The organism is Enterobacter sp. WPR_3_1 (assembly GCF_003635055.1).
Lineage (GTDB): Bacteria > Pseudomonadota > Gammaproteobacteria > Enterobacterales > Enterobacteriaceae > Enterobacter > Enterobacter ludwigii.
Map to the genome: position 1 here is coordinate 236,907 of NZ_RBXU01000009.1, position 22,132 is coordinate 259,038.

Genomic DNA, 22,132 nt, shown 5'->3' on the forward strand with positions numbered 1-22,132 from the left:
GCTGGAAGTTTTGCCCTTCCCGCATCGCTTATGCACCGGATGGTCTGTGTTAAACTGCAGATCGTTACGTGGAATCAGGAATGTCTAATGGCAACAATGCTGGATGTCTCATTGCGCGCGGGCGTGTCGAAAGCCACGGTATCGCGCGTGCTGAACGGCACAGGTCAGGTTAAAGAGAGTACGCGTCAGCAGGTGTTTAATGCGATGGAAGAGCTGGGCTACCGCCCAAATTTTCTTGCGCGTTCGCTGGCAAACCAGACCAGCAACAGCATTGGTCTGGTGGTCTCTACCTTTGATGGTTTTTACTTTGGTCGTCTTCTTCAGCAGGCCTCCCGACAGACGGAAACCCACGGCAAGCAGCTGATCGTCACGGATGGTCACGACGCCCCGGAGCAGGAAGAGCAGGCGGTACAAATGCTGGCCGATCGCAAATGCGATGCCATCGTGCTTTACACCCGCTACATGAGCGAAAAAGCGATCATGAAGCTGATCCATTCGGTGCAAACCCCGCTGGTGGTCATCAACCGTGAAGTCAGCCAGGCGCCCGATCGCTGCGTGTTCTTCGAACAGCAGGATGCCGCCTTTAAGGCCGTGGATTACCTGATCAACCAGGGCCACCGGGAGATCGCCTGTATCACCGTCCCGATCCACACGCCAACCGGGAAAGCGAGGCTGATGGGCTACCGTAAGGCGCTGGAAAAGCACGGCATTCGTCTGGACGAGCGGCGGATTAAGTATGGCGATGCGGGAATGACGCGAGGATATGAGCTCTGCAAAGAGCTGATTGCCGACGGTATAGCGTTTAGCGCTCTGTTTGCCTGTAACGATGATATGGCGCTGGGTGCGTCCAAGGCGCTACACCAGGCGGGGCTGCGGATCCCACAGGATATTTCCCTGTTTGGCTTTGACGATGCCCCATGCGCGAAATGGCTGGAGCCAGCGCTCTCGTCGGTTTATCTGCCTATCGACAATATGATCGTTACGGCTATCGATCAGGCGATCCGGCTGGCAAAAAACCAACCGGTCGACGCGATCCCGCCGTTCACCGGTACGCTGGTATTACGCGACTCGGTCACGACGGGGCCGTACTTCACTCAGACGAGTTCCAGCGCCAGCAGTTCCTGAATGGTCTGGCGGCGGCGGATCAGCCGCGCCTTGCCGTTATCAAACAACACTTCTGGCAGCAGCGGGCGGCTGTTGTAGTTTGAGGACATTGACGCCCCGTAGGCACCGGTATCGTGCAGCACCAGATAGTCGCCTGGTTTAACTTCCGGCAGCGCGCGGGTTTCCACTTTCCCCCCTTCCTGCTGGGTAAAGACATCACCAGACTCACACAGCGGGCCCGCAACAACCGTCTCGATACGCGGCGCGTGAGTTAAATCGCGGCCATCGGCAGCCAGAGCCGAAATGTGGTGATAGCTGCCGTACATTGACGGGCGCATCAGATCGTTAAAGCCCGCGTCAATCAGCACAAAGTGGCGCGAGCCCATCTCTTTCACGCTGCGAACCTGCGCCACCAGCACCCCGGATTCAGCCACCAGGAAACGACCCGGCTCAATTTCCAGCTTCACGGCATGACCAAGATGCGCGGCGACCTGGTCACGCGCGGCGCTCCACAGGCCGTAATAGTGATCGGTGTCGATCGCCTCTTCCCCTTCACGGTAAGGAATGGAAAGACCGCCCCCGGCGGAGATCGCCTCCAGATCCTGACCACACTCGACCACCTGGCGCACCATTGCGCCACAAACCTGCTCAAGGTGCGCGTAATCCACGCCGGAGCCGATGTGCATATGAATGCCCACCAGCTTCAGATTGTAACGCTGCAGTACGTCCAGGGCAGCGGGCATATCGGCATACCAGATACCGTGCTTGCTGTTTTCGCCGCCGGTATTGGTTTTTTGGCTATGACCGTGACCAAAGCCAGGGTTCACGCGCAGCCAGACGCGGTGGCCCGGAGAAACCTGCCCAAGCTGTTCCAGCATATCCACGGACCCGGCGTTTACCGGCACCTGTAGCTCATGGACGCGAGCAAGCGTGGCGTCGTCGATCACATCGGCGGTAAACACAATCGCGTCAGGATCGGTTTTCGGATCAAACCCGGCCGCCAGCGCGCGCTCAATCTCCCCCAGGGAGACGGAGTCGACCTTCACACCCTGCTCACGCATCAGACGCAGAATGTGGATATTGGAGCACGCCTTCTGGGCAAAACGCACCACGTCAAACTGATGCAGGGCAGCAATCTTCTCGCGAACGATCTGCGCGTCGTAGACCCACACCGGACAGCCAAACTCGGCAGGCAGGCGTAGCAGGTTTTCGGCATTCAAATCGGTATCAGTCTGGTTAAGCGGGCGTGGCATGGTCTTTCTCCGGGGTGATATTTTTTTATGATTACGCCACAGCAGGAAGAGAATAAAAAATATCGTTTTATCGCGAGTCTATGCAAAAATGATATGGACAGTTCTCTGTATTCAGGTGACCTATGCCCGCCGTCAATTTACGCCATATCGAGATTTTTCACGCCGTGATGACCACGGGCAACCTCACCGAGGCTGCGCAGATGCTCCATACCTCGCAGCCAACGGTCAGCCGCGAGCTGGCGCGATTCGAGAAAGTGCTGGGACTGAAGCTGTTCGAACGCACCCGGGGCAGGCTTCACCCGACGGTACAGGGGCTGCGCCTGTTCGAGGAAGTGCAGCGCTCATGGTACGGCCTGGACCGCATTGTCAGTGCAGCGGAAAGCCTGCGCGAGTTTCGGCAGGGCGAGCTATCGATTGTCTGCCTGCCCGTCTTTTCACAGTCTTTTTTGCCGACGCTGCTCCAGCCTTTTCTGGCCCGATATCCGGAGGTGAATCTCACGATTGTCCCGCAGGAGTCACCGCTGCTCGAGGAGTGGCTCTCCGCACAGCGCCATGATTTAGGCCTGACCGAAACCCTCTCTACGCCCGCGGGAACGGAACGCACGGAACTGCTCTCTTTAGATGAGGTGTGCGTGCTGCCAGCCGGGCATCCGCTTGCCCGCAAGCAGATCCTGACGCCAGCGGATTTTCACGGTGAGAACTACATTAGCCTGTCACAAACCGACAGCTACCGGCAGCTGCTGGATTCACTGTTTGCCGAGCATCAGGTGAAGCGCAGGATGGTGGTCGAGACCCACAGTGCGGCCTCCATTTGCGCCATGGTGCGCGCCGGGGTGGGCGTTTCGGTGGTGAATCCACTGACGGCGCTGGATTACGCCGGGCGCGATATTGTCATCCGCCCGTTTAGCCTGTCAGTCCCGTTCACCGTGAGCCTGATCCGCCCCCTCCATCGCCCGGTCTCAGCGCTGGTGGAGGCGTTTACGGAGCACCTGATAGCCCATGCCCGTCAGGTGGCGCTTCGTTTATCCGATCGGCAAAGTTTATGACAGCATAAACTCCACGGCATCGGCGGCATGAATCGCGGCGGTATCGAAGACCGGAATCGGGCTTTGCTCAACCGGCACCAGTAAACCGATTTCCGTACAGCCGAAGATCACCCCTTCCGCCCCCTGCTGCGCGAGTTTTTCAATCACGCTGACGTAATATGCCCGGGATGATTCGCTAAAGGTGCCGAGGCAGAGTTCATCAAAGATAATCTGGTTGATGCGGGCCCGGTCTGCCTCATCCGGGATCAGGCTTTCAATGCCAAACTGGCTGCTCAACCGACCACGGTAAAAATCCTGCTCCATGGTGTAGCGCGTTCCCAGCAGCGCCACACGACGTAACCCGGATGCGGTGATGGCCCGCCCGGTTGCATCGGCAATGTGCAGGAAGGGCAGCGAACAGCGCGTTTCGATATGGGACGCGACTTTATGCATGGTGTTGGTACAGAGCAAAATCCCCTCTGCTCCCGCACGCTCCAGCCCCAGCGCGGCCTCGGCCAGTATTTCCCCGGCTTTATCCCATTCACCGCTCGACTGGCAGGCTTCGATTTCATGGAAATCTACGCTGTGCAGCAGCAGGCTGGCAGAATGCAGGCCCCCCAGACGTTGCTTCACCCCTTCATTAATCAGGCGGTAATAGGGGATTGTCGATTCCCAGCTCATCCCCCCTAACAGGCCGATCGTTTTCATCATCCCTCCTTATGTGTTTATCCCAGTGAAGCAAACTTGTGATCGTGTTTCCAGTTCTTTGTCACGTCGTTTCTTTTTAACCCATGGTGATATAAATTAAATGAAACATTGTTTTAATACATTCTGGGGTGACGATATGTTTATTTTCCACAACGAGACCACGCTTGACGATCTGGGGAACGGCGTGACGCGCCGTATTCTTGCCCATGGCGGTAAAATGATGGCGGTGGAGGTGAATTTTGAACAGGGCGCGACAGGCCCACTGCATAACCATCCTCATGAACAGTTAACCTATGTGCTGTCCGGCGAGTTTGAGTTCACGATTGGAGATGAAAAACATGTGGTGACGGCCGGGGATACCCTCTACAAAAAGCCACATGTGATGCACGGCTGCGTGTGTCTTAAACCCGGCACGCTGCTGGATACCTTCACGCCGGTACGTGAGGATTTTTTGAAATAAAAAAAGGGCGCTGATGACAGCGCCCTTCTCGTCTGCGTTTTTTATTCCGTTACAGGCTCGACCAGAGGATTGCGGCTGAGCATGGCCTCACGCAGTAATACACTGCCACAGGCAAACAGCCCGCCCAGCAGTCCCGCCAGGATCACAATCAGGGCTTTGCCCGGACCGTCTTTTTTCACCGGCATAGATGGAGAGAGCTGATACTTGAACGGTTCAAGTTTGACGTCTTCGACCGACAGCTTTTTCAGCTGCGCCAGGTAGTATTCCCGGTTCTGGAAGTCCGCGTTCAGCTCAGCGATGTCCTTGAGATTTTTTTCAATCTGCAGTTTTTGCGCAATACCGTCGGCACCGAGCGCGACGGAATAATCCGGATCGTCTTTAACCGCCTGACCGTTGCTGTAGACCGGCTTTTTGATACCAGCCGCGTTGGCCACTTCCAGAGAATAGTTAAGACGCTGCAGATTGGTGTTGTGAACATTCGTCAGACGTACCCGATCCAGCTCCAGCTGCTGCTCCACCACCTTGGTTTTCAGGGTGATCTGGTTACGGATATTCTCCATGGTTTCCTGCTCAACAATCTGCGAGATGTAATCCACGTAACCTTTAAGAACCGTTTGCGCATCCCCCGCCGTCGGCGCGGTGAAGCTCAATGTCCACGAGACGTACGGCGCTTTATCCGCGTCTTTTGCCAGGGTGTTATCTACCGCTTTCATCTTTTCGGAGATATTGACCACCGCACGATGCAGCTCAAGCGGATCCACATCAGTGCCTTCCAGCTGTGCCATCACGTAAGGTGAGGATTTCATGTACTCCTCAAGCAACGACTGCGACTGGAACTTTTTAATAAACTGGTTAAACACGTCCGGACGGGTAATTTTCACGTCCACGTCGAGCACCTGCAGGGCGACCATCATCTGGCGCAGCGGGTTCCACTGCGTCTGTTCCGCCGGTGTGATCACCGCTTTACTGGTCCATTTTTGTGGCAGTAAGAACGCGATGGCCAGTCCAACCAGTGCGAATGCGAAGGCAATCACGATGATACGTTTTTTTGCCGCCAGAAGAACTTCTAACAGTCCCAGAAGGTCAATTTCTTTGGAACTGACTGCCGGGGCCGCGTAATGGGGGAAGTCGAGATCCGTATTTTTTTTGAAATCCATTGCTGACATAGCCATTCTTCTTTTGAGGGTGCAGACCATTTCTGCCTGATTGGTTACAGTGGTCCGATGATACAAGAAAGTAAGAATTATCTGAACGAAAGAATGATCCAGCTGTAGACCTGCTATCAGAATTAGTAGTTAGTTTCTCCACGGTATTGTCTTTATTAATCATCCGGTTCTTTCCGCCCGCCCTCCTCTCTCTTCTTTGAACGCCTGAAATAGCGCAAAAATGCCATCCTCATCACCTTATTGAAACACCGTTTCGACTTTGATCACATTTCCGCTATTAAGCGAATGACGCAGAAACAAATAGCAATAATATAAAATAAAACGGCGTTTTATTATCCAGGAACACGAGTTCTACCGTATTGAAATCCAGGCGTTTCGCGCATCGATGAAATCGAAAAAAGTCTTATAAAACAAAGTTAAATGAAGTAACCGTGACACGTATTACCCAGAACATTGCCGTTCAGGCTCGGTTTCGACAGCCTGAAAGGTTGTTACAGACGCAGATTCCGTTTTAAACCATTGATTACCAGGTAGGTAAGTATGAATGAAAACAAGCTGCTGGGGCTCGCGTGGATATCACCCTACATCATTGGGTTGATACTCTTTACGGCTTTCCCCTTCGTCTCATCGTTTTTCCTGAGTTTTACGGATTACGACCTGATGAGCCCGCCGGTATTTAACGGCATTGAAAATTATCGCTACATGTTTACGGAAGACACGCTCTTCTGGACATCAATGGGAGTGACGTTTGCGTATGTATTTCTGACCATCCCCCTGAAGCTGGCCTTTGCATTAGGGATTGCGTTTGTTCTGAACTTTAAATTACGCGGTATTGGATTCTTCCGTACCGCCTACTATATTCCGTCGATCCTCGGCAGCTCCGTGGCCATTGCTGTTTTGTGGCGCGCACTCTTTGCCATTGATGGTCTGCTGAACAGCTTTATTGGCGTATTTGGTTTTGACCCGGTGAACTGGCTGGGGGAGCCCTCGCTGGCCCTGATGTCGGTCACCCTGCTGCGCGTCTGGCAGTTCGGTTCCGCGATGGTCATCTTCCTGGCCGCGCTGCAAAACGTTCCGCAGTCGCAGTATGAAGCGGCGATGATCGATGGGGCATCCAAATGGCAGATGTTCACGAAAGTGACCGTGCCGCTGATCACGCCGGTGATTTTCTTCAACTTCATTATGCAGACCACCCAGGCGTTCCAGGAATTTACCGGACCGTATGTCATTACCGGCGGCGGGCCAACGTATTCCACTTATCTGTTCTCACTCTACATCTACGACACCGCGTTCAAATACTTTGACATGGGTTACGGCGCAGCACTGGCGTGGATCCTGTTCCTGGTGGTGGCCATTTTTGCCGGTATCGCCTTTAAGTCATCGAAATATTGGGTGTTCTACTCCGCCGATAAAGGAGGCAAAAATGGCTGATATCCAACAACTTTCCACGGCGAGGACGATTGCCGAGCGTGAAGTCGCCCGCACGCTGCGCAGAGAGAAAATTAACGCCGCTGTGCGCTACGTGATCCTGCTGTTTGTCGGCCTGCTGATGCTTTATCCGCTGGTGTGGATGTTCTCGGCTTCGTTTAAACCGAACCACGAGATTTTCACCACTCTCAGCCTGTGGCCTGCCCATGCGACCTGGGATGGTTTTGTGAATGGCTGGAAAACCGGTACCGAATACAACTTCGGCCATTACATGCTGAACACCTTTAAGTATGTGATCCCGAAAGTGATCCTGACCATTATCTCCTCCACCATCGTGGCGTACGGCTTTGCGCGCTTTGAAATCCCGTGGAAGAAATTCTGGTTCGCCACCCTCATCACCACCATGCTGCTCCCCAGCACCGTGCTGCTGATCCCGCAGTACCTGATGTTCCGTGAAATGGGCATGCTCAACAGCTATATGCCGCTGTACCTGCCGCTGGCCTTCGCCACCCAGGGGTTCTTCGTCTTCATGCTTATCCAGTTCCTGCGCGGCGTGCCGCGTGACATGGAGGAGGCGGCGCAAATTGACGGCTGTAACTCGCTTCAGGTGCTGTGGTACGTGGTGGTGCCGATCCTGAAACCGGCCATTATCTCCGTCGCCCTGTTCCAGTTCATGTGGTCAATGAACGACTTTATCGGGCCGCTGATTTATGTCTACAGCGTGGATAAATACCCGATTGCACTGGCGCTGAAAATGTCCATCGACGTCACCGAAGGGGCGCCGTGGAACGAAATTCTGGCAATGGCGAGCATCTCCATTCTGCCATCCATCATTGTCTTCTTCCTGGCACAGCGCTACTTCGTCCAGGGCGTCACCAGCAGCGGAATTAAAGGTTAAGAGGGAAATATTATGGCTGAAGTTATCTTCAACAAACTGGAAAAGGTCTACTCCAACGGCTTTAAAGCGGTACATGCCATTGACCTGAAAATCGCTGAAGGAGAGTTCATGGTGATCGTTGGCCCCTCCGGCTGCGCCAAATCCACCACCCTGCGCATGCTGGCTGGCCTGGAAACCATCAGCGGGGGTGAAGTCCGCATCGGCGATAAGATTGTGAACAACCTCGCGCCAAAAGAGCGCGGGATTGCGATGGTGTTCCAGAACTACGCGCTCTATCCCCACATGACGGTGCGCGAAAACCTGGCCTTTGGTCTGAAGCTGAGCAAACTGCCAAAAGATCAGATTGAATCTCAGGTCAACGAAGCGGCCAAAATCCTTGAGCTGGAAGAGTTACTCGACCGCCTGCCACGCCAGCTTTCCGGCGGCCAGGCACAGCGCGTGGCGGTAGGCCGTGCGATTGTGAAAAAGCCGGATGTATTTCTGTTCGACGAACCGCTGTCAAACCTCGACGCCAAACTACGCGCCTCAATGCGCATTCGTATTTCCGACCTGCATAAGCAGTTGAAGAAATCCGGTAAACCGGCGACCACCGTCTACGTCACCCACGACCAGACCGAAGCGATGACCATGGGCGACCGCATCTGCGTGATGAAACTCGGCCACATCATGCAGGTTGATACCCCGGACAACCTCTACCACAAGCCGAAAAACATGTTCGTGGCAGGCTTTATCGGCGCGCCGGAGATGAATATTCGTCAAAGCCAGCTGGTGGAAAGCGCCGGGAAACTGCACATCGCCATCGGCAATGAAACCATGCCGCTGAACGCCGGGATGCAGGAGAAAGTCTCCGCTTATGCCGGGCAGGCCATTTACTACGGCGTACGTCCGGAATTCGTTTCCCTCTCCGACGCACCATTCGTTGACGGGGGCTGCAGTGGCGAAATGGTTCGCGTGGAAAACATGGGCCACGAATTCTTCGTCTATCTGAAGGTTGCGGACTACGAACTGACCGCCAGAATTCCATCCGATGAAGCTAAGCCAATGATTGATAAAGGCCTTCATCGCAAGGTGTATTTCAAATTTGATATGAATAAATGTCATATTTTTGACGCAAAAACTGAACAGAACCTCTCTCTCTGATGGAGTTTATAAAAATGAAAAAAGTGCTTTTAAGCGCAGCAATCTCCGCGACGCTGGGCCTTACCGCTTTGCCATCGATGGCGCAAGATGTCGAATTACGCATGTCCTGGTGGGGTGGTAATGGCCGCCATCAGGTGACGTTGAAAGCGCTGGAGGAATTCCATAAGCAGAACCCGGATATCAACGTTAAAGCAGAGTACACCGGCTGGGATGGGCACCTCTCCCGCCTGACCACTCAAATTGCGGGCGGCACCGAGCCGGATGTGATGCAGACCAACTGGAACTGGCTGCCAATCTTCTCGAAAACCGGCGACGGGTTCTACGACCTGAACAAAATGAAAGACGTGATCGACCTGACCCAGTTCGATCCCAAAGAACTTCAGTCCACCACCATCAACGGCAAGCTGAACGGCATTCCGATCTCCGTCACCGCACGCGTGTTCTACTTCAACGACGAGACCTGGAAAAAAGCCGGTATTGCATACCCCAAAACCTGGGACGAGCTGATGGCGGCGGGTAAAACCTTCGAGAGTAAACTCGGCAAGCAGTACTACCCGGTCGTGCTGGAGCATCAGGACACGCTGGCGTTGCTGAACTCGTACATGATTCAGAAGTACAACATCCCTGCCGTGGACGAAAAAACCAAGAAGTTCGCCTACAGCAAAGCGCAGTGGGTGGAATTCTTCCAGACCTACAAAACGCTGGTGGATAGCCACGTCATGCCGGACACCAAATACTATGCGTCGTTTGGTAAGAGCAACATGTATGAGATGAAGCCGTGGATCCAGGGAGAATGGGCGGGAACCTACATGTGGAACTCCACCATCAACAAGTATTCCGACAACCTGAAGCCACCAGCAAAACTGGTGCTGGGCAGTTACCCGATGCTGCCGGGCGCAACCGATGCGGGCCTTTTCTTCAAACCGGCGCAGATGCTCTCGATTGGTAAATCCACCAAAAACCCGGAAGCGGCGGCGAAACTGATTAACTTCCTGCTGAACAGCAAAGAGGGAGTAGACACGCTGGGTCTGGAGCGTGGCGTGCCGCTGAGTAAAGCCGCGGTGCAGTTCCTGACCGAAGACGGCACCATCAAAGAGAGCGATCCGTCTGTCGCGGGGCTGCGTCTGGCGCAGTCTCTGCCAGCCAAACTTTCCGTGTCACCTTACTTTGACGATCCGCAGATTGTGGCCCAGTTCGGCACCTCTCTGCAGTACATCGATTATGGACAGAAATCCGTGGAAGAGACTGCCGCTGACTTCCAGCGTCAGGCTGAACGTATTCTGAAACGCGCGATGCGCTAACGAAAAGCCGGGTGGCCTCTTCGCCACCCGGCAACAGATTACACGCCAATATTACGCAACTTCTCGCCGGACATCAGCCTGCGCTCGATATGCTCCAGCGTGACGCCTTTGGTTTCAGGGATCAGCCAGAACGTGACCCCGATAAACGCGACGTTGAGAACCGTATAGAGCCAGAAGGTTCCTGCCGCGCCAATTGAATCCAACAGCGTCAGGAAGGTCGCGCCGATGATCATGTTCGACACCCAGTTGGTGGTCGTGGAACAGGTGATGCCAAAGTCACGGCATTTGAGCGGCTGAATTTCGGAACACAGGATCCACACGACGGGCGCAGCGCTCATCGCATATCCGGCAATACACATCATGGTCATGCCAACAGAGAGCCAGGAAAGACCGCTTGAGGCCGTGCCGTTATCAAACTGCATCAGGCAGTAGCCAAGGATCAGCGTACCGAGCGCCATGACGCTAAAGCCAATCTTGAGTGCCGGTTTACGTCCGGCTTTATCCACGGTGAACACCGCGATAAAGGTGGCGAACATAAAGGTCAGCCCCACCACCAGCGTGGCAACCATTTGTTGTTCCGTGGTGGTGAACCCCGCCATTTTGAAGATACGTGGCGCGTAGTACATGATGATGTTCATCCCGGTGAACTGCTGCATCGCCTGCAGCAGCATGCCGAGGAACACCGCGCGGCGTACGTTGCGGTTGATCTTAAACAGCGCCCAGCCCCCCTGCTTCAGCTTCAGGCTTTCGCGGATCTCGTTCAGCTCTTCACGTGCTTTTTCTGAGGTATCACGCAGCATCCGCAGCACCTCTTCCGCTTCCACATGACGGCCCTTTTGCGCCAGCCAGCGCGGACTGTTTGGCAGGAAAATCACCAGAACAATCAGCACCAGCGCCGGGAGCGCCAGCACGCCCAGCATCGCGCGCCAGTTGCCGCTGTAGCTGAAATAAGTGTCAGACAGAAACGCCAGCACGATACCCAGCGTCACCATCAACTGGTACATACTGATCATCTTGCCGCGCACGTTCTCGCTCGCCATTTCGGAGAGGTACAACGGCGCAGTGTAAGAGGCAATCCCCACCGCCACGCCGAGCAACACGCGGGAGAGCAGCAGCATTTCCACGTTCGTGGCAAATGCTGACCCAATAGAGCCGGCGACAAACAGAATCGCCCCCACCATCAGACTGTATTTGCGCCCGAGGCGGAACGAAAGCCAGCCGTTAAACAGCGCGCCGATGGCCGCACCCAGCATCATGCTGCTGACCACCCACTCCTGCAGGCGGTTACTCAACGTAAAGTGATCGGTGATAAAGGGCAGCGCCCCGGCGATCACGCCAATATCCAGACCGAACAGTAAACCGGCCACTGCAGCCGCGATGGAGACAAACTGATTCATGCGTCGGGTATCACGCAACGCGGCGGGCATAAGGGTAGAGTCATTTATAGATGTCATATTTTCCTGCCTGAACAGCGAAATTCGTTAACTGAAATTACGAGATAGCGCGGAAAAGTGTCAGGCCGTAATTCGCGAAGATATGGATTATTTCGCTGTGGCATAGCGATCTGTGATGGACATTACAATTTCAACTAACGATGAAATACCGCCAGTTTTTATTAATCATTTAATTTTTAAGCAATAAAACTGTGATGCATATCATTTATGATTTTTTAGTATGGATTTTTCGTCTTGAGCCATATGGATAATGGCAATTTTTGGGCAAAAAAAACCTCCACCCACCGGCAGAGGTTTAAGACGGAATACGCAATTAACGCGCCAGCCAGCCGCCATCGACCGCCACGGTATAGCCGTTGATGTAATCGGATGCCGGAGAGGCCAGGAATACAATCGGCCCCTTGAGATCGTCCGGAAGGCCCCAGCGGCCCGCCGGGATACGGTCGAGGATTTCCGCGCTACGCTGTTCGTCAGCACGCAACTGCTGAGTGTTATTCGTCGCCATGTACCCCGGCGCAATCGCGTTGACGTTGATGTTGTGCTTCGCCCACTCGTTTGCCAGCAGACGGGTAACGCCCATCACCGCGCTCTTGGATGCGGTATAAGACGGCACGCGGATACCGCCCTGGAAGGAGAGCATAGAGGCGATATTAATGATCTTGCCGCCTTTCCCCTGGGCAATGAAATGTTTCGCCGCCGCCTGGGACATAAAGAACACGCTCTTAATGTTCAGGTTCATCACGTCGTCCCAGTCGCGCTCGCTGAAATTAATCGCGTCTTCACGGCGAATCAGTCCGGCATTGTTCACCAGAATGTCGATATGGCCGAATTCCGCCACCGCGCGATCCAGCAGTTCAGGGATGGCGTCAATTTTACGCAGATCGGCGGTCAGGCTCAGAAAACGACGACCCAGCGCGGTGACGCGCTCGATGGTTTCAGTAGGCTCAACAATGTTAATCCCGACGATATCGCAGCCCGCTTCCGCCAGCCCTAACGCCATACCCTGACCCAGCCCGGTGTCACAACCGGACACCACAGCCACTTTACCCTGCAGAGAAAATGCATCCAGAATCATGTTTGTTCCTTAATCTTTCAGCGCCTGTCACCAACAGGCAGGTTTATGCTTAACTGCCTGCGGCTAGCGCAGATCGTTAACCGCGACGTGGTCCATGTCATCAAAGACCTGGTTTTCACCGACCATACCCCAGATGAAGGTGTACGCTTTCGTGCCTACGCCCGAATGAATAGACCAGCTCGGCGAAATCACCGCCTGCTCGTTATGCATCACGATATGGCGCGTTTCCTGCGGTTGCCCCATCATGTGGAACACGCAGGCGTCCTCGTCCATGTTGAAGTAGAAATACACTTCCATACGGCGCTCGTGGGTATGGCACGGCATGGTGTTCCACAGGTTGCCCGGAGCAAGCTCGGTCAGCCCCATGCTGAGCTGGCAGGTTTCCAGCACATCCGGAACAAAGTATTTATTGATGGTGCGACGGTTGCTGGTGAGGTTGTCACCCAACGTCACCGGGGCGACATCCGCCGGGGTCACTTTTTTGGTGGGATACGGGGTATGTGCGGGCGCACAGTTGTAGTAAAACTTCGCCGGTTTACCGCTGTCGATGCTGGCGAACACGACCTCTTTCGCCCCTTTACCGACATACAACGCGTCGCGATGACCTATCTCATAGCACTGTCCGTCTACGGTGATGGTACCGGGGCCACCGATGTTAATCACGCCCAGCTCGCGACGCTCAAGGAAATAGCTCACACCAAGCTGTTTACCCACTTCTCCGCCCACGGAGACGGTCTGCGTCACCGGCATAATCCCGCCAACGATAATACGGTCGATATGGCTGTAGACCATGGTGTACTTATCGGCCTCGAACACCTGCTCGACTAAAAACTCATTGCGCAGCCCCTGAGTATCCAGCGTTTTGGCGTGCGCACTGTGGATGCTTTGTCTGACGTCCACCGTAACCTCCAGAAATGATCGTGCCCGCAGGCAGAAAATTAACGAAACGACGTTCCGTTTTCATGATAAGCACAGTCTAGCCCCAGAGAAGGGGGTTTTCAATTACATTTAAAACAACGTTTCATTTTTTCTGTTTGTTTATACCAGAAATGGCGTTCGGATCACGATAAAGAGAGCCAGACTTTAATCTCGCCAATGAAACAGACAAAGTGCGCCATCAGTCACACATAATGAAACATTGTTTTGATAATTTAATACTCACTTTTTAATCTACTTTTATCGTTCAAAGGAGTGCATTATGGCTAAAGGTATGCGGGTCAAGCTGAACTACGCGGTCAGCCACGATCCGGATACAGGCGTGGAAGTCACCCGCCTGACCCCACCCGACGTGACCTGTCACCGCAACTACTTCTATCAGAAGTGCTTCTTTAATGATGGCAGCCACCTGCTGTTCGCAGGGGCGTTTGACGGTCACTGGAACTACTACCTGCTGGATCTGCAGAAGGCCGAAGCGGTACAGCTGACGGAAGGCGCGGGGGATAATACCTTTGGCGGGTTCCTCTCTCCGGATGATAAATCCTTCTACTATGTGAAGAACGACCGCACGCTGCTGGAGGTGGATCTCCATACCCTGGTAGAACGCGAGGTGTACCGTGTCCCCGATGACTGGGTCGGTTACGGTACCTGGGTCGCCAACAGCGACTGCACCAAACTGGTTGGGATAGAAATCGCCCGACGTGACTGGACGCCGCTCAACGACTGGAAAATTTTCCACGACTTCTTCCATAAGGGGCCGCACTGTCGACTGCTACGGGTGGATCTGAAAACCGGTTTAAGCACCACAATCCACGAAGAGAAAAACTGGCTTGGCCACCCTATCTATCGTCCGTTTGATGACAACACGGTGGCGTTTTGCCATGAAGGGCCGCACGACCTGGTCGACGCCCGCATGTGGCTGGTCAACGAAGATGGTACGCACGTGCGCAAAGTGAAAACGCATGCGGAAGGCGAAAGCTGTACCCATGAATTCTGGGTGCCGAACGGTTCTGCCCTTGTGTATGTCTCTTATCTGAAGGGCCAAAAGGGCCGCACCATCTGCAGCTTCAATCCGGATACGGGCGTCAATGAGGCAGTCATGCAAATGCCCGCCTGTTCCCATCTGATGAGCAACGTTGACGGCTCCCTGCTGGTGGGCGATGGTTCAGGCACGCCGGTTGATGTGAAGGATACGCACGGTTACACCATCGATAACGATCCTTATCTGTACGCCTTTGACGTGGCGAAAAAAAGCTACTTCCGCATTGCCCGTCACGACACCTCCTGGGCAACGGTGGCAAATAGCCGCCAGGTCACCCACCCGCATCCCTCCTTTACTCCGGATGAGAAAGCGGTGCTGTTCAGTTCCGATAAAGACGGTCAACCCGCCCTCTATATCGCGAAACTTCCTGAGCAACCTGAAATGTTGCACGCATGATTTGAGTTTGTGTTTCTGTAACTGGCCTTGCCCTCCGTTTCGGAGGGCTTTTTTTTGTGGGCTTTTGCCCATTGGGCGGCGCTTATCAGACATGGGTAAGCCGGGTAGGCACTGGCGCTACCCGGCAATGTTCAGCGGAATAACGTGATATCAGAAAGAATAGGCCACGCCTAAACGAAGGCGGGTCTGGCGTTCATCGGTGTCTTTCACGCCGATGTTACCCACTTCAACATACGGTGCCCAGTTTTTATCCCATTTATACGCCAGCTTGGCGTTATATTCGTTGGAATAATCTTTGTTATTATTACGAACCATACCTTCAGAACTCTTCGCATAAACATAATTGAGTTCGGTACGCCAGTCACCCATTACCCAGCCAACCCAGGCATCACCACGGTTAACTTTGTCGTCATCTTTATTCGAGCTTGACGGGTAGCGGGTATATTCATAGCGATAACGCGCGGCAACATAAAAGCCATTGTCGAAACTATATTGCAGATGCAGATTCGGTTTATATATTGTGCGGCTGTCGTTACTTTCAAGGGTAAACGCCGGCGTCAGTGCAATATTCTCAGTCGCTTTCCAGCGCCAGCTAATTTGATCTTCATGCCCGTTACCCACCACATCCGCAAACGGCTGGTCGGCTTTATCACCGCCGGATTTCCATTTAGCTTCTACAGAAAAACCGACCCCGTTAGCAAAGCGATGTGAGACCGAGACACGGTCAGCATTGGCACCACTGTCGATATATTCATGGCGCAGATCGACGGTAACGGCCTGAGCCATGAAGGACGTACCGATAAGGGAAGTAAGGACCAGAGATTTCTTAAACATGAAAAAACCCTCAACTGAAATAATGTCTCTTATTTATGAAACTGCAGTTTATTTTTTAAAGAACATTATTTTAGTGACAAAGATCGTAATTATTTGTTTCATTTTTTTTGGCAAAGATGGACGTGACACCCATCAACAAATAGGGTGTATTAGCGTGAAATTATCGGAGGGGGATCACACTAAGACATTAACAACGATAATAATTAAGGCCGTAATTATTCAATAACAGAGTGAGAATGTGCTAATAACGGTTAATTCGTCATACGTTATGTAAAAAAAAACCTCCTGAAGGGAGGCTCTTTTATGCGGGCGGGATTTTAGCGTTCAATGGCGAGGGCGACACCTTGTCCACCACCGATACAGAGCGTCGCAATGCCTTTGCGGGCATTGCGCTTTTTCATCTCATGCACCAGCGATACCAGAATTCGACAACCGGACGCGCCGATAGGATGACCCAGTGCGATTGCCCCACCGTTCACGTTTACCCGCAGGGGATCCCATTCCAGCATTTTGCCAACCGAGATTGCCTGTGCGGCAAAGGCCTCGTTGACTTCAATCAGATCCACATCAGAGAGTTGCCACCCTGCGCGTTCCAGGCAGCGACGGGTAGCATAAACCGGGGCGATACCCATTAACGCAGGATCAACACCCACGCTGGCAAATGCCTTAATGCGGGCCAGGACGGGCAGATCCAGCTCGAGGGCTTTGCTTTCACTCATCATCATCACGGCCGCAGCGCCATCATTAATGGAGGAGGCGTTTCCCGCCGTCACTGAGCCCTGAGTTTCAAACGCAGGATTGAGCCTCGCCAGCCCTTCAGCGCTGGCGTCGGTGCGCGGCTGCTCATCGGTATCCACCACGGCAACCTCACCGTTCTGACGCTGCGTGCTGACCGGGACGATTTCATCCCGAAAGCGCCCGGCATCAATCGCCGCGCGCGCTTTTTGCTGCGAGCTTAACGCGTAAGCGTCCTGCAACTCACGGCTGATACCATACTCACGTGCCAGATTTTCCGCCGTCACGCCCATATGATAGTCATTGAACGCATCCCACAGACCGTCATGCACCAGACTGTCGAGCAACTGGCTGTTGCCCAGCTGCGCGCCGGTACGGCTGTCGGTCAGCACGTGTGGTGCCCGGCTCATATTTTCTTGTCCGCCGGCAATCACGACATCCGCTTCACCACACTGAATGGCCTGCGTCGCCAGATGCAGCGCTTTTAACCCTGAGCCACAGACGTCGTTGATGGTGATAGCGGAGACGGTATTGGGCAGGCCGCCCTTGAGCGCCGCCTGACGGGCAGGGTTTTGCCCGGCACCGGCGGTCAGCACCTGTCCCAGGATCACCTCATCAATTTCATGTGCTGCAATCCCGCTGCGTTCCACCAGCGCTTTTACCACTACGCTGCCCAAATCAACAGCCGAGTGGCGTGCAAGCGCCCCCTGAAAACAGCCGATAGCCGTACGCAACGCACCCACTATAACGACATCTTTCATCACAACCTCTGTGTTAAATGACATGACGATAGTAGTGGATTGTTATTGGCAATTATCTTAATTGTTTAAAAATAGTGAGTTTAATCACAAGGATTAGCGCGCATCCTGCAGATACTGCCGCAGCCAGCTTCCGGCAACGCCGGGAGGGGATCGTTTATTCCAGAGCAGATCGATACCGATCGCCCGTGGCCAGCCGGGGACATTCAGCTGCACCAGCGATTTCGCGGCGGCAAATTCATCCACCAGCGCGCACGGCAGCACGCACCAGCCAAATCCCTGCACGGCCATACTCAGCAGTAACAGGTAGTTGGGTGCCGACCAGACGGGTCCGCGTGCGAGCGTTGCCTCCCGCTCCAGATAGGTGCTGAGCCGCAATTCCCGCCAGCCGTGCAGCTCTTCGGCCTGGATTTCTTGCTGCCCGGCCAGAGGATGGTTGGTCGCGACATAGATTGCCATCCGGGTCTGTATCGGCAACCGGGTAAAACCAATATCGGTCGGATAACTGTCACGCGCTTCCGTGAGACCAACCTGCGCACGCGACTTCTGCAGCAGATCGATAACGTCCTCTTCCTCGCCAATCAGGCACTCAAATTCGGTATGGGGAAAGCGCTGGTCGAACTGGTTCATCAGGTCTTCCAGCACGTCCGGGTTGAGGGTATCGGAAAGAACAAACGTCAGGCGCGCCTCCGTTTGTGCCGTTAACGACACCGCCAGTTCGTCAAGCCGCGTGCTGGCCGCGAGGATCGCCTGCACATAACCCAGCACCTGTTCGCCCTGGGCGGTTAACACCGGCTGACGGGCCGAACGGTCAAACAGATCAAAGCCCAGATCGGCTTCAAGATTGGCGATGGATGTGCTCACGGTCGACTGGCTTTTACGTAACCGACGCGCGGCGGCAGAAAAAGAGCCAGCCGCGACGGTCTCAACGAATGCGGTAAGGGCTTCAGGTGAATAACGCATGCACTATCTACTTTATCGATGGATACCATCTTTAATATATCACCTTTAGCGATAACAATAGGCCGCATCAACGCCAAAATGCGTATTCACGAGGTCTAAAACTATGCAACATCAGGATGCACTCCAACGTAAACTGCCGGAGCGGATCTTTCATGCCGTCTGTTTCGAAGGGATTGCCACGGCGATCCTCGCCCCGACGGCGGCGTGGCTTATGCAACGTTCCGTGGTGGAGATGGGTGGATTGACCATTATTCTGGCAACCACCGCCATGCTCTGGAACATTATCTATAACGTCGGCTTCGACCGTTTCTGGCCGGTTCACCGCATCACACGCACGGCAAAAATCCGCGCACTGCATGCGCTGGGATTCGAGTGCGGGTTTATTGTGATCGGCGTGTCGATAGTCGCCGCGGTGCTGGGCGTCACGCTGCTGCAGGCATTCACACTGGAAATTGGTTTCTTCCTGTTCTTCCTGCCGTACACCATGTTCTATAACTGGGCTTACGATACGCTGCGCGAGAAATTCCTTAAACGTCGCCAGCAGCGACGCGCCCTCGCAGGCTAATTCCCTCTGGCCGGACGCCCGCTCCGGCCAAACTCCTTCGAAGCAACTGCGCTCTCAACCCATAATTATGGTAAATTGCGCTCCATTCTGTTGGTTTGATAGTTGATACGTTGCTCTAATGTCGAAAATTTGGTCAAAAGATGAGACTCTCTGGAGTTTCGCTCTCTATGGCACGGCCGTGGGCGCAGGAACGCTGTTCTTGCCCATTCAGCTGGGCTCCGCAGGCGCTATCGTCCTGTTTATCACTGCCCTTGTGGCCTACCCATTAACCTACTGGCCGCACCGCGCGCTGGCACAATTCATCCTGTCGTCGAAAACAAAAGGCAATGAAGGGATCACCGGCGCCGTCTCCCATTATTACGGCAGGAAGATAGGCAACCTGATCACCACGCTCTATTTCATCGCCTTCTTCGTGGTGGTGCAGATTTATGCAGTGGCCATCACCAACTCGTTAACTGAGCAGCTGGCAAAACACATGACGGTGGATACCGCCGTTCGCGTGCTGGTCAGTTTTGGCGTGGTGCTGGTGTTAAATCTGATCTTCCTGATGGGACGGCATATCACCATAAAAGTGATGGGCTTCCTGGTGTTTCCGCTGATCGCCTACTTTCTGTTTGTCTCGCTCTATCTGACCGGAAGCTGGCAACCCGCGCTGCTCACAAGCCAGATGGCATTTGACCGCCATACGCTGCATCAGGTCTGGATTTCGATCCCGGTGATGGTATTCGCTTTCAGCCATACGCCGATTATCTCGACGTTTGCCGTTGACCGCCGTGAGAAGTTTGGCGACGCCGCCATGGACAAGTGCAAGAAAATCATGAAGGTGGCGTACCTGATTATCTGCCTGAGCGTGCTGTTCTTCGTGTTCAGCTGCCTGCTCTCTATTCCACCGTCCTATATCGTTTCGGCAAAACAGGAAGGGGTAACCATTCTGTCGGCGCTGTCGATGATGCCCTCTTCTCCGGCATGGCTGGGGATTTCCGGGATTATTGTGGCGATTATCGCCATGTCGAAATCGTTCCTCGGCACCTATTTTGGGGTGATCGAAGGGGCGACGGAGATTGTGAAGTCATCGCTGAACCAGGTGGGCGTGAAAAAGAGCCGCGCCTTTAACCGCGCGATCTCCATCATGGGGGTGTCGTTAATCACCTTTGCGGTGTGCTGCATTAACCCGAATGCCATTTCGATGATTTATGCCATCAGCGGTCCGCTTATCGCCATGATCCTGTTTATCATGCCGACGCTGTCGACGTACCTGATCCCGTCCCTGAAACCGTACCGATCTGTCGGCAACCTGCTGACGCTGATCGTTGGCGTACTGTGCGTGTCAGTGATGTTTGTAGGCTAAACGCCCCTGCGCCCGGCGTTCTGCCGGGCGCGTTATTCGTCACGCCCTGAGATGTCGAGCGGAAACGGCCTGTCCTGCACGACCGTTTTCATGACCAGCGTTGAGCGAAGATGCTGAACGCCGGGCATCGCAGAGAGCTTATCATCATAGAGTTTCTGAAAAGCCGGCAGGTCGCGGGTCACGACGTGCATCAGATAATCAGGATCGCCAAATAAACGCTGCGCCAGCACAATTTGCGGGATCTCTTCCACCGCCTCCTCAAAGGCGCTCACCGCTTTTCTGTCGCCCTCTTTCAGCGTTGCAAACACGATCGCCAGAAAGTTAAACCCCATTTTGGCGGGATCGAGACTGGCCCGGTATCCCGTAATGGCCCCGCTCTGCTCCAGTGCCCGCACGCGCCGGTGACACGGCGAGAGGCTCAGGTTCACCCGTTCAGCCAGCTCCGTAAGAGATAAACGGCCATCAGCCTGCAACTGCGCAAGAATTTTTCGATCAATGCTGTCCATGTGGAAGATTTTGTCAATTTCACCATCTTTTGAGCATAACATTGAAAACTCATTTCGTCCGGATACCGATATGCTTTCTCCCTGTTGACGGGTGAAATTCTGGAGTTTTACAGACGATGGAAATGAGTATTGTGGCTGGGTTTTGGGTGGTGTCTTTCCTGCTCATCATGACGCCGGGCGCCGACTGGGCTTACGCCATTAGCGCCGGCATCCACGGGCGGCGCGTGGTACCCGCAGTGATGGGCCTCATGTCCGGGCATCTGCTGGCGACACTGATTGTGGTCGCGGGCGTGGGCGTCATGATGGCGCAACATCCGCTGGCATTATCCGGGCTGACGATAGCGGGAGCACTTTACTTGCTGTGGCTTGGTATCTCACTGTTACGCGCTCCTGGCGCACCGGAAAGCGCCACAACCTCGGCGGCAAACTGGAAACAGTGGGCGGTGAAGGGATTATGTATCAGCGGCCTTAACCCGAAAGTTTTTTTGCTGTTCCTTGCCCTGCTTCCACAATTTACTGACCCGACGGGAAGCTGGTCGGTTGCGATGCAGATGTCCGCGCTGGGCTTGCTACACCTCATCACCTGTACGCTGGTCTATCTGCTGGTGGGATACGGTTCAAAAGCCATCCTGGCCACCCGCCCGCAGGCCGCGCGTCTGGTGAGCAGAGCATCAGGGGGAATGATGGTAGTGATTGCGGCGGTGCTGCTGTTTGAACAGATCAGATGAAAAAACACCGGCCATTGCCGGTGTGTTTCTACGCCCGAATATCGTCATATTCCCGCGTATTATCAAACTCATGTTTGGCAAACGGGCATAGCGGGATAATTTTTCGGTTTTCACCGCGCATCTTCGCGACCACTTTTGCCACCAGCTGTTTACCCACACCTTGCCCTTTCAGGCTCGGATCCACATCGGTGTGCTCGATAATGCTCAGATGTTCACCGGTCGGTACGAAGACAATCTCTGCAACCTGGTTACCGTCAGCATCGTTGACGTAAAACTTGTTATGGCCTTCCAGAATATCCATGGTTCCTC

22 protein-coding genes are annotated in these 22,132 nt (G+C 54.1%); 11 read left to right on the plus strand and 11 right to left on the minus strand.

Annotated features, from left to right (window positions below):
• Positions 1 to 87 precede the first annotated feature (87 nt).
• On the plus strand, positions 88 to 1,125 hold the full coding sequence (locus BJ887_RS09445; RefSeq protein WP_032678896.1) for a LacI family DNA-binding transcriptional regulator: 1,038 nt from the start codon (positions 88 to 90) through the stop codon (positions 1,123 to 1,125).
• On the opposite strand, the gene lysA is transcribed toward BJ887_RS09445, so the two are convergent.
• Positions 1,095 to 2,357 (minus strand): diaminopimelate decarboxylase, encoded by a 1,263-nt coding sequence (gene lysA / locus BJ887_RS09450; protein ID WP_047356704.1) that lies wholly within the window; start codon positions 2,355 to 2,357, stop codon positions 1,095 to 1,097. The genes BJ887_RS09445 and lysA overlap by 31 nt on opposite strands.
• Positions 2,358 to 2,479: 122 nt before the next feature.
• On the opposite strand from lysA, the gene BJ887_RS09455 reads away from it, so the two are divergent.
• Complete coding sequence (locus BJ887_RS09455; protein ID WP_014171464.1) at positions 2,480 to 3,403, plus strand: LysR family transcriptional regulator; 924 nt, start codon at positions 2,480 to 2,482, stop codon at positions 3,401 to 3,403.
• On the opposite strand, the gene BJ887_RS09460 is transcribed toward BJ887_RS09455, so the two are convergent.
• Positions 3,398 to 4,090 carry an aspartate/glutamate racemase gene (locus BJ887_RS09460; protein WP_121339793.1) on the minus strand — a complete coding sequence of 231 codons (693 nt, stop codon included), beginning with the start codon at positions 4,088 to 4,090 and terminating at the stop codon, positions 3,398 to 3,400. The genes BJ887_RS09455 and BJ887_RS09460 overlap by 6 nt on opposite strands.
• Before the next feature lie 136 nt (positions 4,091 to 4,226).
• Between BJ887_RS09460 and BJ887_RS09465 the strand changes: the two genes are divergently transcribed.
• A complete protein-coding gene (locus BJ887_RS09465; RefSeq protein WP_020883766.1) occupies positions 4,227 to 4,550 on the plus strand; it encodes a cupin domain-containing protein in 324 nt (107 codons plus the stop codon).
• A 41-nt stretch (positions 4,551 to 4,591) separates the two neighbouring features.
• On the opposite strand, the gene wzz(fepE) is transcribed toward BJ887_RS09465, so the two are convergent.
• Positions 4,592 to 5,716 (minus strand): LPS O-antigen length regulator Wzz(fepE), encoded by a 1,125-nt coding sequence (gene wzz(fepE), locus BJ887_RS09470; protein WP_073396462.1) that lies wholly within the window; start codon positions 5,714 to 5,716, stop codon positions 4,592 to 4,594.
• Positions 5,717 to 6,256: 540 nt separating this feature from the next.
• On the opposite strand from wzz(fepE), the gene BJ887_RS09475 reads away from it, so the two are divergent.
• Genes BJ887_RS09475 through BJ887_RS09490 form a run of 4 tightly spaced genes read left to right on the plus strand, consistent with a single transcriptional unit; the run spans position 6,257 to position 10,483 of the window.
• Positions 6,257 to 7,147 carry a carbohydrate ABC transporter permease gene (locus tag BJ887_RS09475; RefSeq protein ID WP_014171468.1) on the plus strand — a complete coding sequence of 297 codons (891 nt, stop codon included), beginning with the start codon at positions 6,257 to 6,259 and terminating at the stop codon, positions 7,145 to 7,147.
• Entirely contained in the window at positions 7,140 to 8,042 is a 903-nt protein-coding gene (locus BJ887_RS09480; RefSeq protein WP_025203331.1) for a carbohydrate ABC transporter permease, read from the plus strand. The genes BJ887_RS09475 and BJ887_RS09480 overlap by 8 nt, the downstream gene beginning before the upstream one ends.
• A gap of 12 nt (positions 8,043 to 8,054) precedes the next feature.
• A complete protein-coding gene (locus tag BJ887_RS09485; RefSeq protein ID WP_014171470.1) occupies positions 8,055 to 9,182 on the plus strand; it encodes an ABC transporter ATP-binding protein in 1,128 nt (375 codons plus the stop codon).
• Between the two features lie 14 nt (positions 9,183 to 9,196).
• Positions 9,197 to 10,483: an ABC transporter substrate-binding protein gene (locus BJ887_RS09490; RefSeq protein ID WP_020883762.1), complete on the plus strand. Its 1,287-nt coding sequence runs from the start codon at positions 9,197 to 9,199 to the stop codon at positions 10,481 to 10,483.
• A gap of 38 nt (positions 10,484 to 10,521) precedes the next feature.
• On the opposite strand, the gene BJ887_RS09495 is transcribed toward BJ887_RS09490, so the two are convergent.
• The 3 genes from BJ887_RS09495 to kduI all read right to left on the minus strand — a co-directional run bounded on the left by BJ887_RS09495 (position 10,522) and on the right by kduI (position 13,912).
• Positions 10,522 to 11,955, minus strand: coding sequence for a sugar porter family MFS transporter (locus tag BJ887_RS09495; RefSeq protein WP_226777985.1), 1,434 nt, complete (start codon positions 11,953 to 11,955; stop codon positions 10,522 to 10,524).
• Between the two features lie 295 nt (positions 11,956 to 12,250).
• A complete protein-coding gene (kduD, locus tag BJ887_RS09500) occupies positions 12,251 to 13,012 on the minus strand; it encodes a 2-dehydro-3-deoxy-D-gluconate 5-dehydrogenase KduD (protein ID WP_014171473.1) in 762 nt (253 codons plus the stop codon).
• A gap of 63 nt (positions 13,013 to 13,075) precedes the next feature.
• Positions 13,076 to 13,912 (minus strand): 5-dehydro-4-deoxy-D-glucuronate isomerase, encoded by an 837-nt coding sequence (gene kduI, locus BJ887_RS09505; RefSeq protein ID WP_025203329.1) that lies wholly within the window; start codon positions 13,910 to 13,912, stop codon positions 13,076 to 13,078.
• A gap of 298 nt (positions 13,913 to 14,210) precedes the next feature.
• Between kduI and BJ887_RS09510 the strand changes: the two genes are divergently transcribed.
• Entirely contained in the window at positions 14,211 to 15,386 is a 1,176-nt protein-coding gene (locus BJ887_RS09510) for an oligogalacturonate lyase family protein (protein WP_059305874.1), read from the plus strand.
• 150 nt (positions 15,387 to 15,536) lie between these two features.
• Here BJ887_RS09510 and BJ887_RS09515 read toward each other — a convergent pair whose 3' ends face one another.
• The 3 genes from BJ887_RS09515 to BJ887_RS09530 all read right to left on the minus strand — a co-directional run bounded on the left by BJ887_RS09515 (position 15,537) and on the right by BJ887_RS09530 (position 18,676).
• Positions 15,537 to 16,220: a porin gene (locus tag BJ887_RS09515; protein ID WP_014171477.1), complete on the minus strand. Its 684-nt coding sequence runs from the start codon at positions 16,218 to 16,220 to the stop codon at positions 15,537 to 15,539.
• A gap of 317 nt (positions 16,221 to 16,537) precedes the next feature.
• Positions 16,538 to 17,716, minus strand: a complete 1,179-nt coding sequence (locus BJ887_RS09525; protein WP_020883759.1) for an acetyl-CoA C-acetyltransferase — start codon at positions 17,714 to 17,716, stop codon at positions 16,538 to 16,540.
• A gap of 93 nt (positions 17,717 to 17,809) precedes the next feature.
• A complete protein-coding gene (locus BJ887_RS09530; protein WP_032680351.1) occupies positions 17,810 to 18,676 on the minus strand; it encodes a LysR family transcriptional regulator in 867 nt (288 codons plus the stop codon).
• Between the two features lie 103 nt (positions 18,677 to 18,779).
• On the opposite strand from BJ887_RS09530, the gene BJ887_RS09535 reads away from it, so the two are divergent.
• Together BJ887_RS09535 and BJ887_RS09540 are read left to right on the plus strand one after the other, a co-directional pair.
• Positions 18,780 to 19,241, plus strand: coding sequence for a multidrug/biocide efflux PACE transporter (locus BJ887_RS09535; protein WP_014171480.1), 462 nt, complete (start codon positions 18,780 to 18,782; stop codon positions 19,239 to 19,241).
• Positions 19,242 to 19,359: 118 nt separating this feature from the next.
• Positions 19,360 to 20,589 (plus strand): amino acid permease, encoded by a 1,230-nt coding sequence (locus BJ887_RS09540; RefSeq protein WP_032678908.1) that lies wholly within the window; start codon positions 19,360 to 19,362, stop codon positions 20,587 to 20,589.
• A 32-nt stretch (positions 20,590 to 20,621) separates the two neighbouring features.
• Here BJ887_RS09540 and BJ887_RS09545 read toward each other — a convergent pair whose 3' ends face one another.
• Positions 20,622 to 21,095, minus strand: a complete 474-nt coding sequence (locus BJ887_RS09545; RefSeq protein ID WP_229216839.1) for an Lrp/AsnC family transcriptional regulator — start codon at positions 21,093 to 21,095, stop codon at positions 20,622 to 20,624.
• Between the two features lie 116 nt (positions 21,096 to 21,211).
• Here BJ887_RS09545 and BJ887_RS09550 point away from each other — a divergent pair, with 116 nt between their 5' ends.
• Positions 21,212 to 21,823 (plus strand): LysE family translocator, encoded by a 612-nt coding sequence (locus BJ887_RS09550; RefSeq protein ID WP_086532147.1) that lies wholly within the window; start codon positions 21,212 to 21,214, stop codon positions 21,821 to 21,823.
• A 28-nt stretch (positions 21,824 to 21,851) separates the two neighbouring features.
• Here the strand turns inward: BJ887_RS09550 and BJ887_RS09555 are convergent, their stop codons facing one another.
• Positions 21,852 to 22,124, minus strand: a complete 273-nt coding sequence (locus BJ887_RS09555; RefSeq protein WP_014171484.1) for a GNAT family N-acetyltransferase — start codon at positions 22,122 to 22,124, stop codon at positions 21,852 to 21,854.
• Positions 22,125 to 22,132 lie beyond the last annotated feature (8 nt).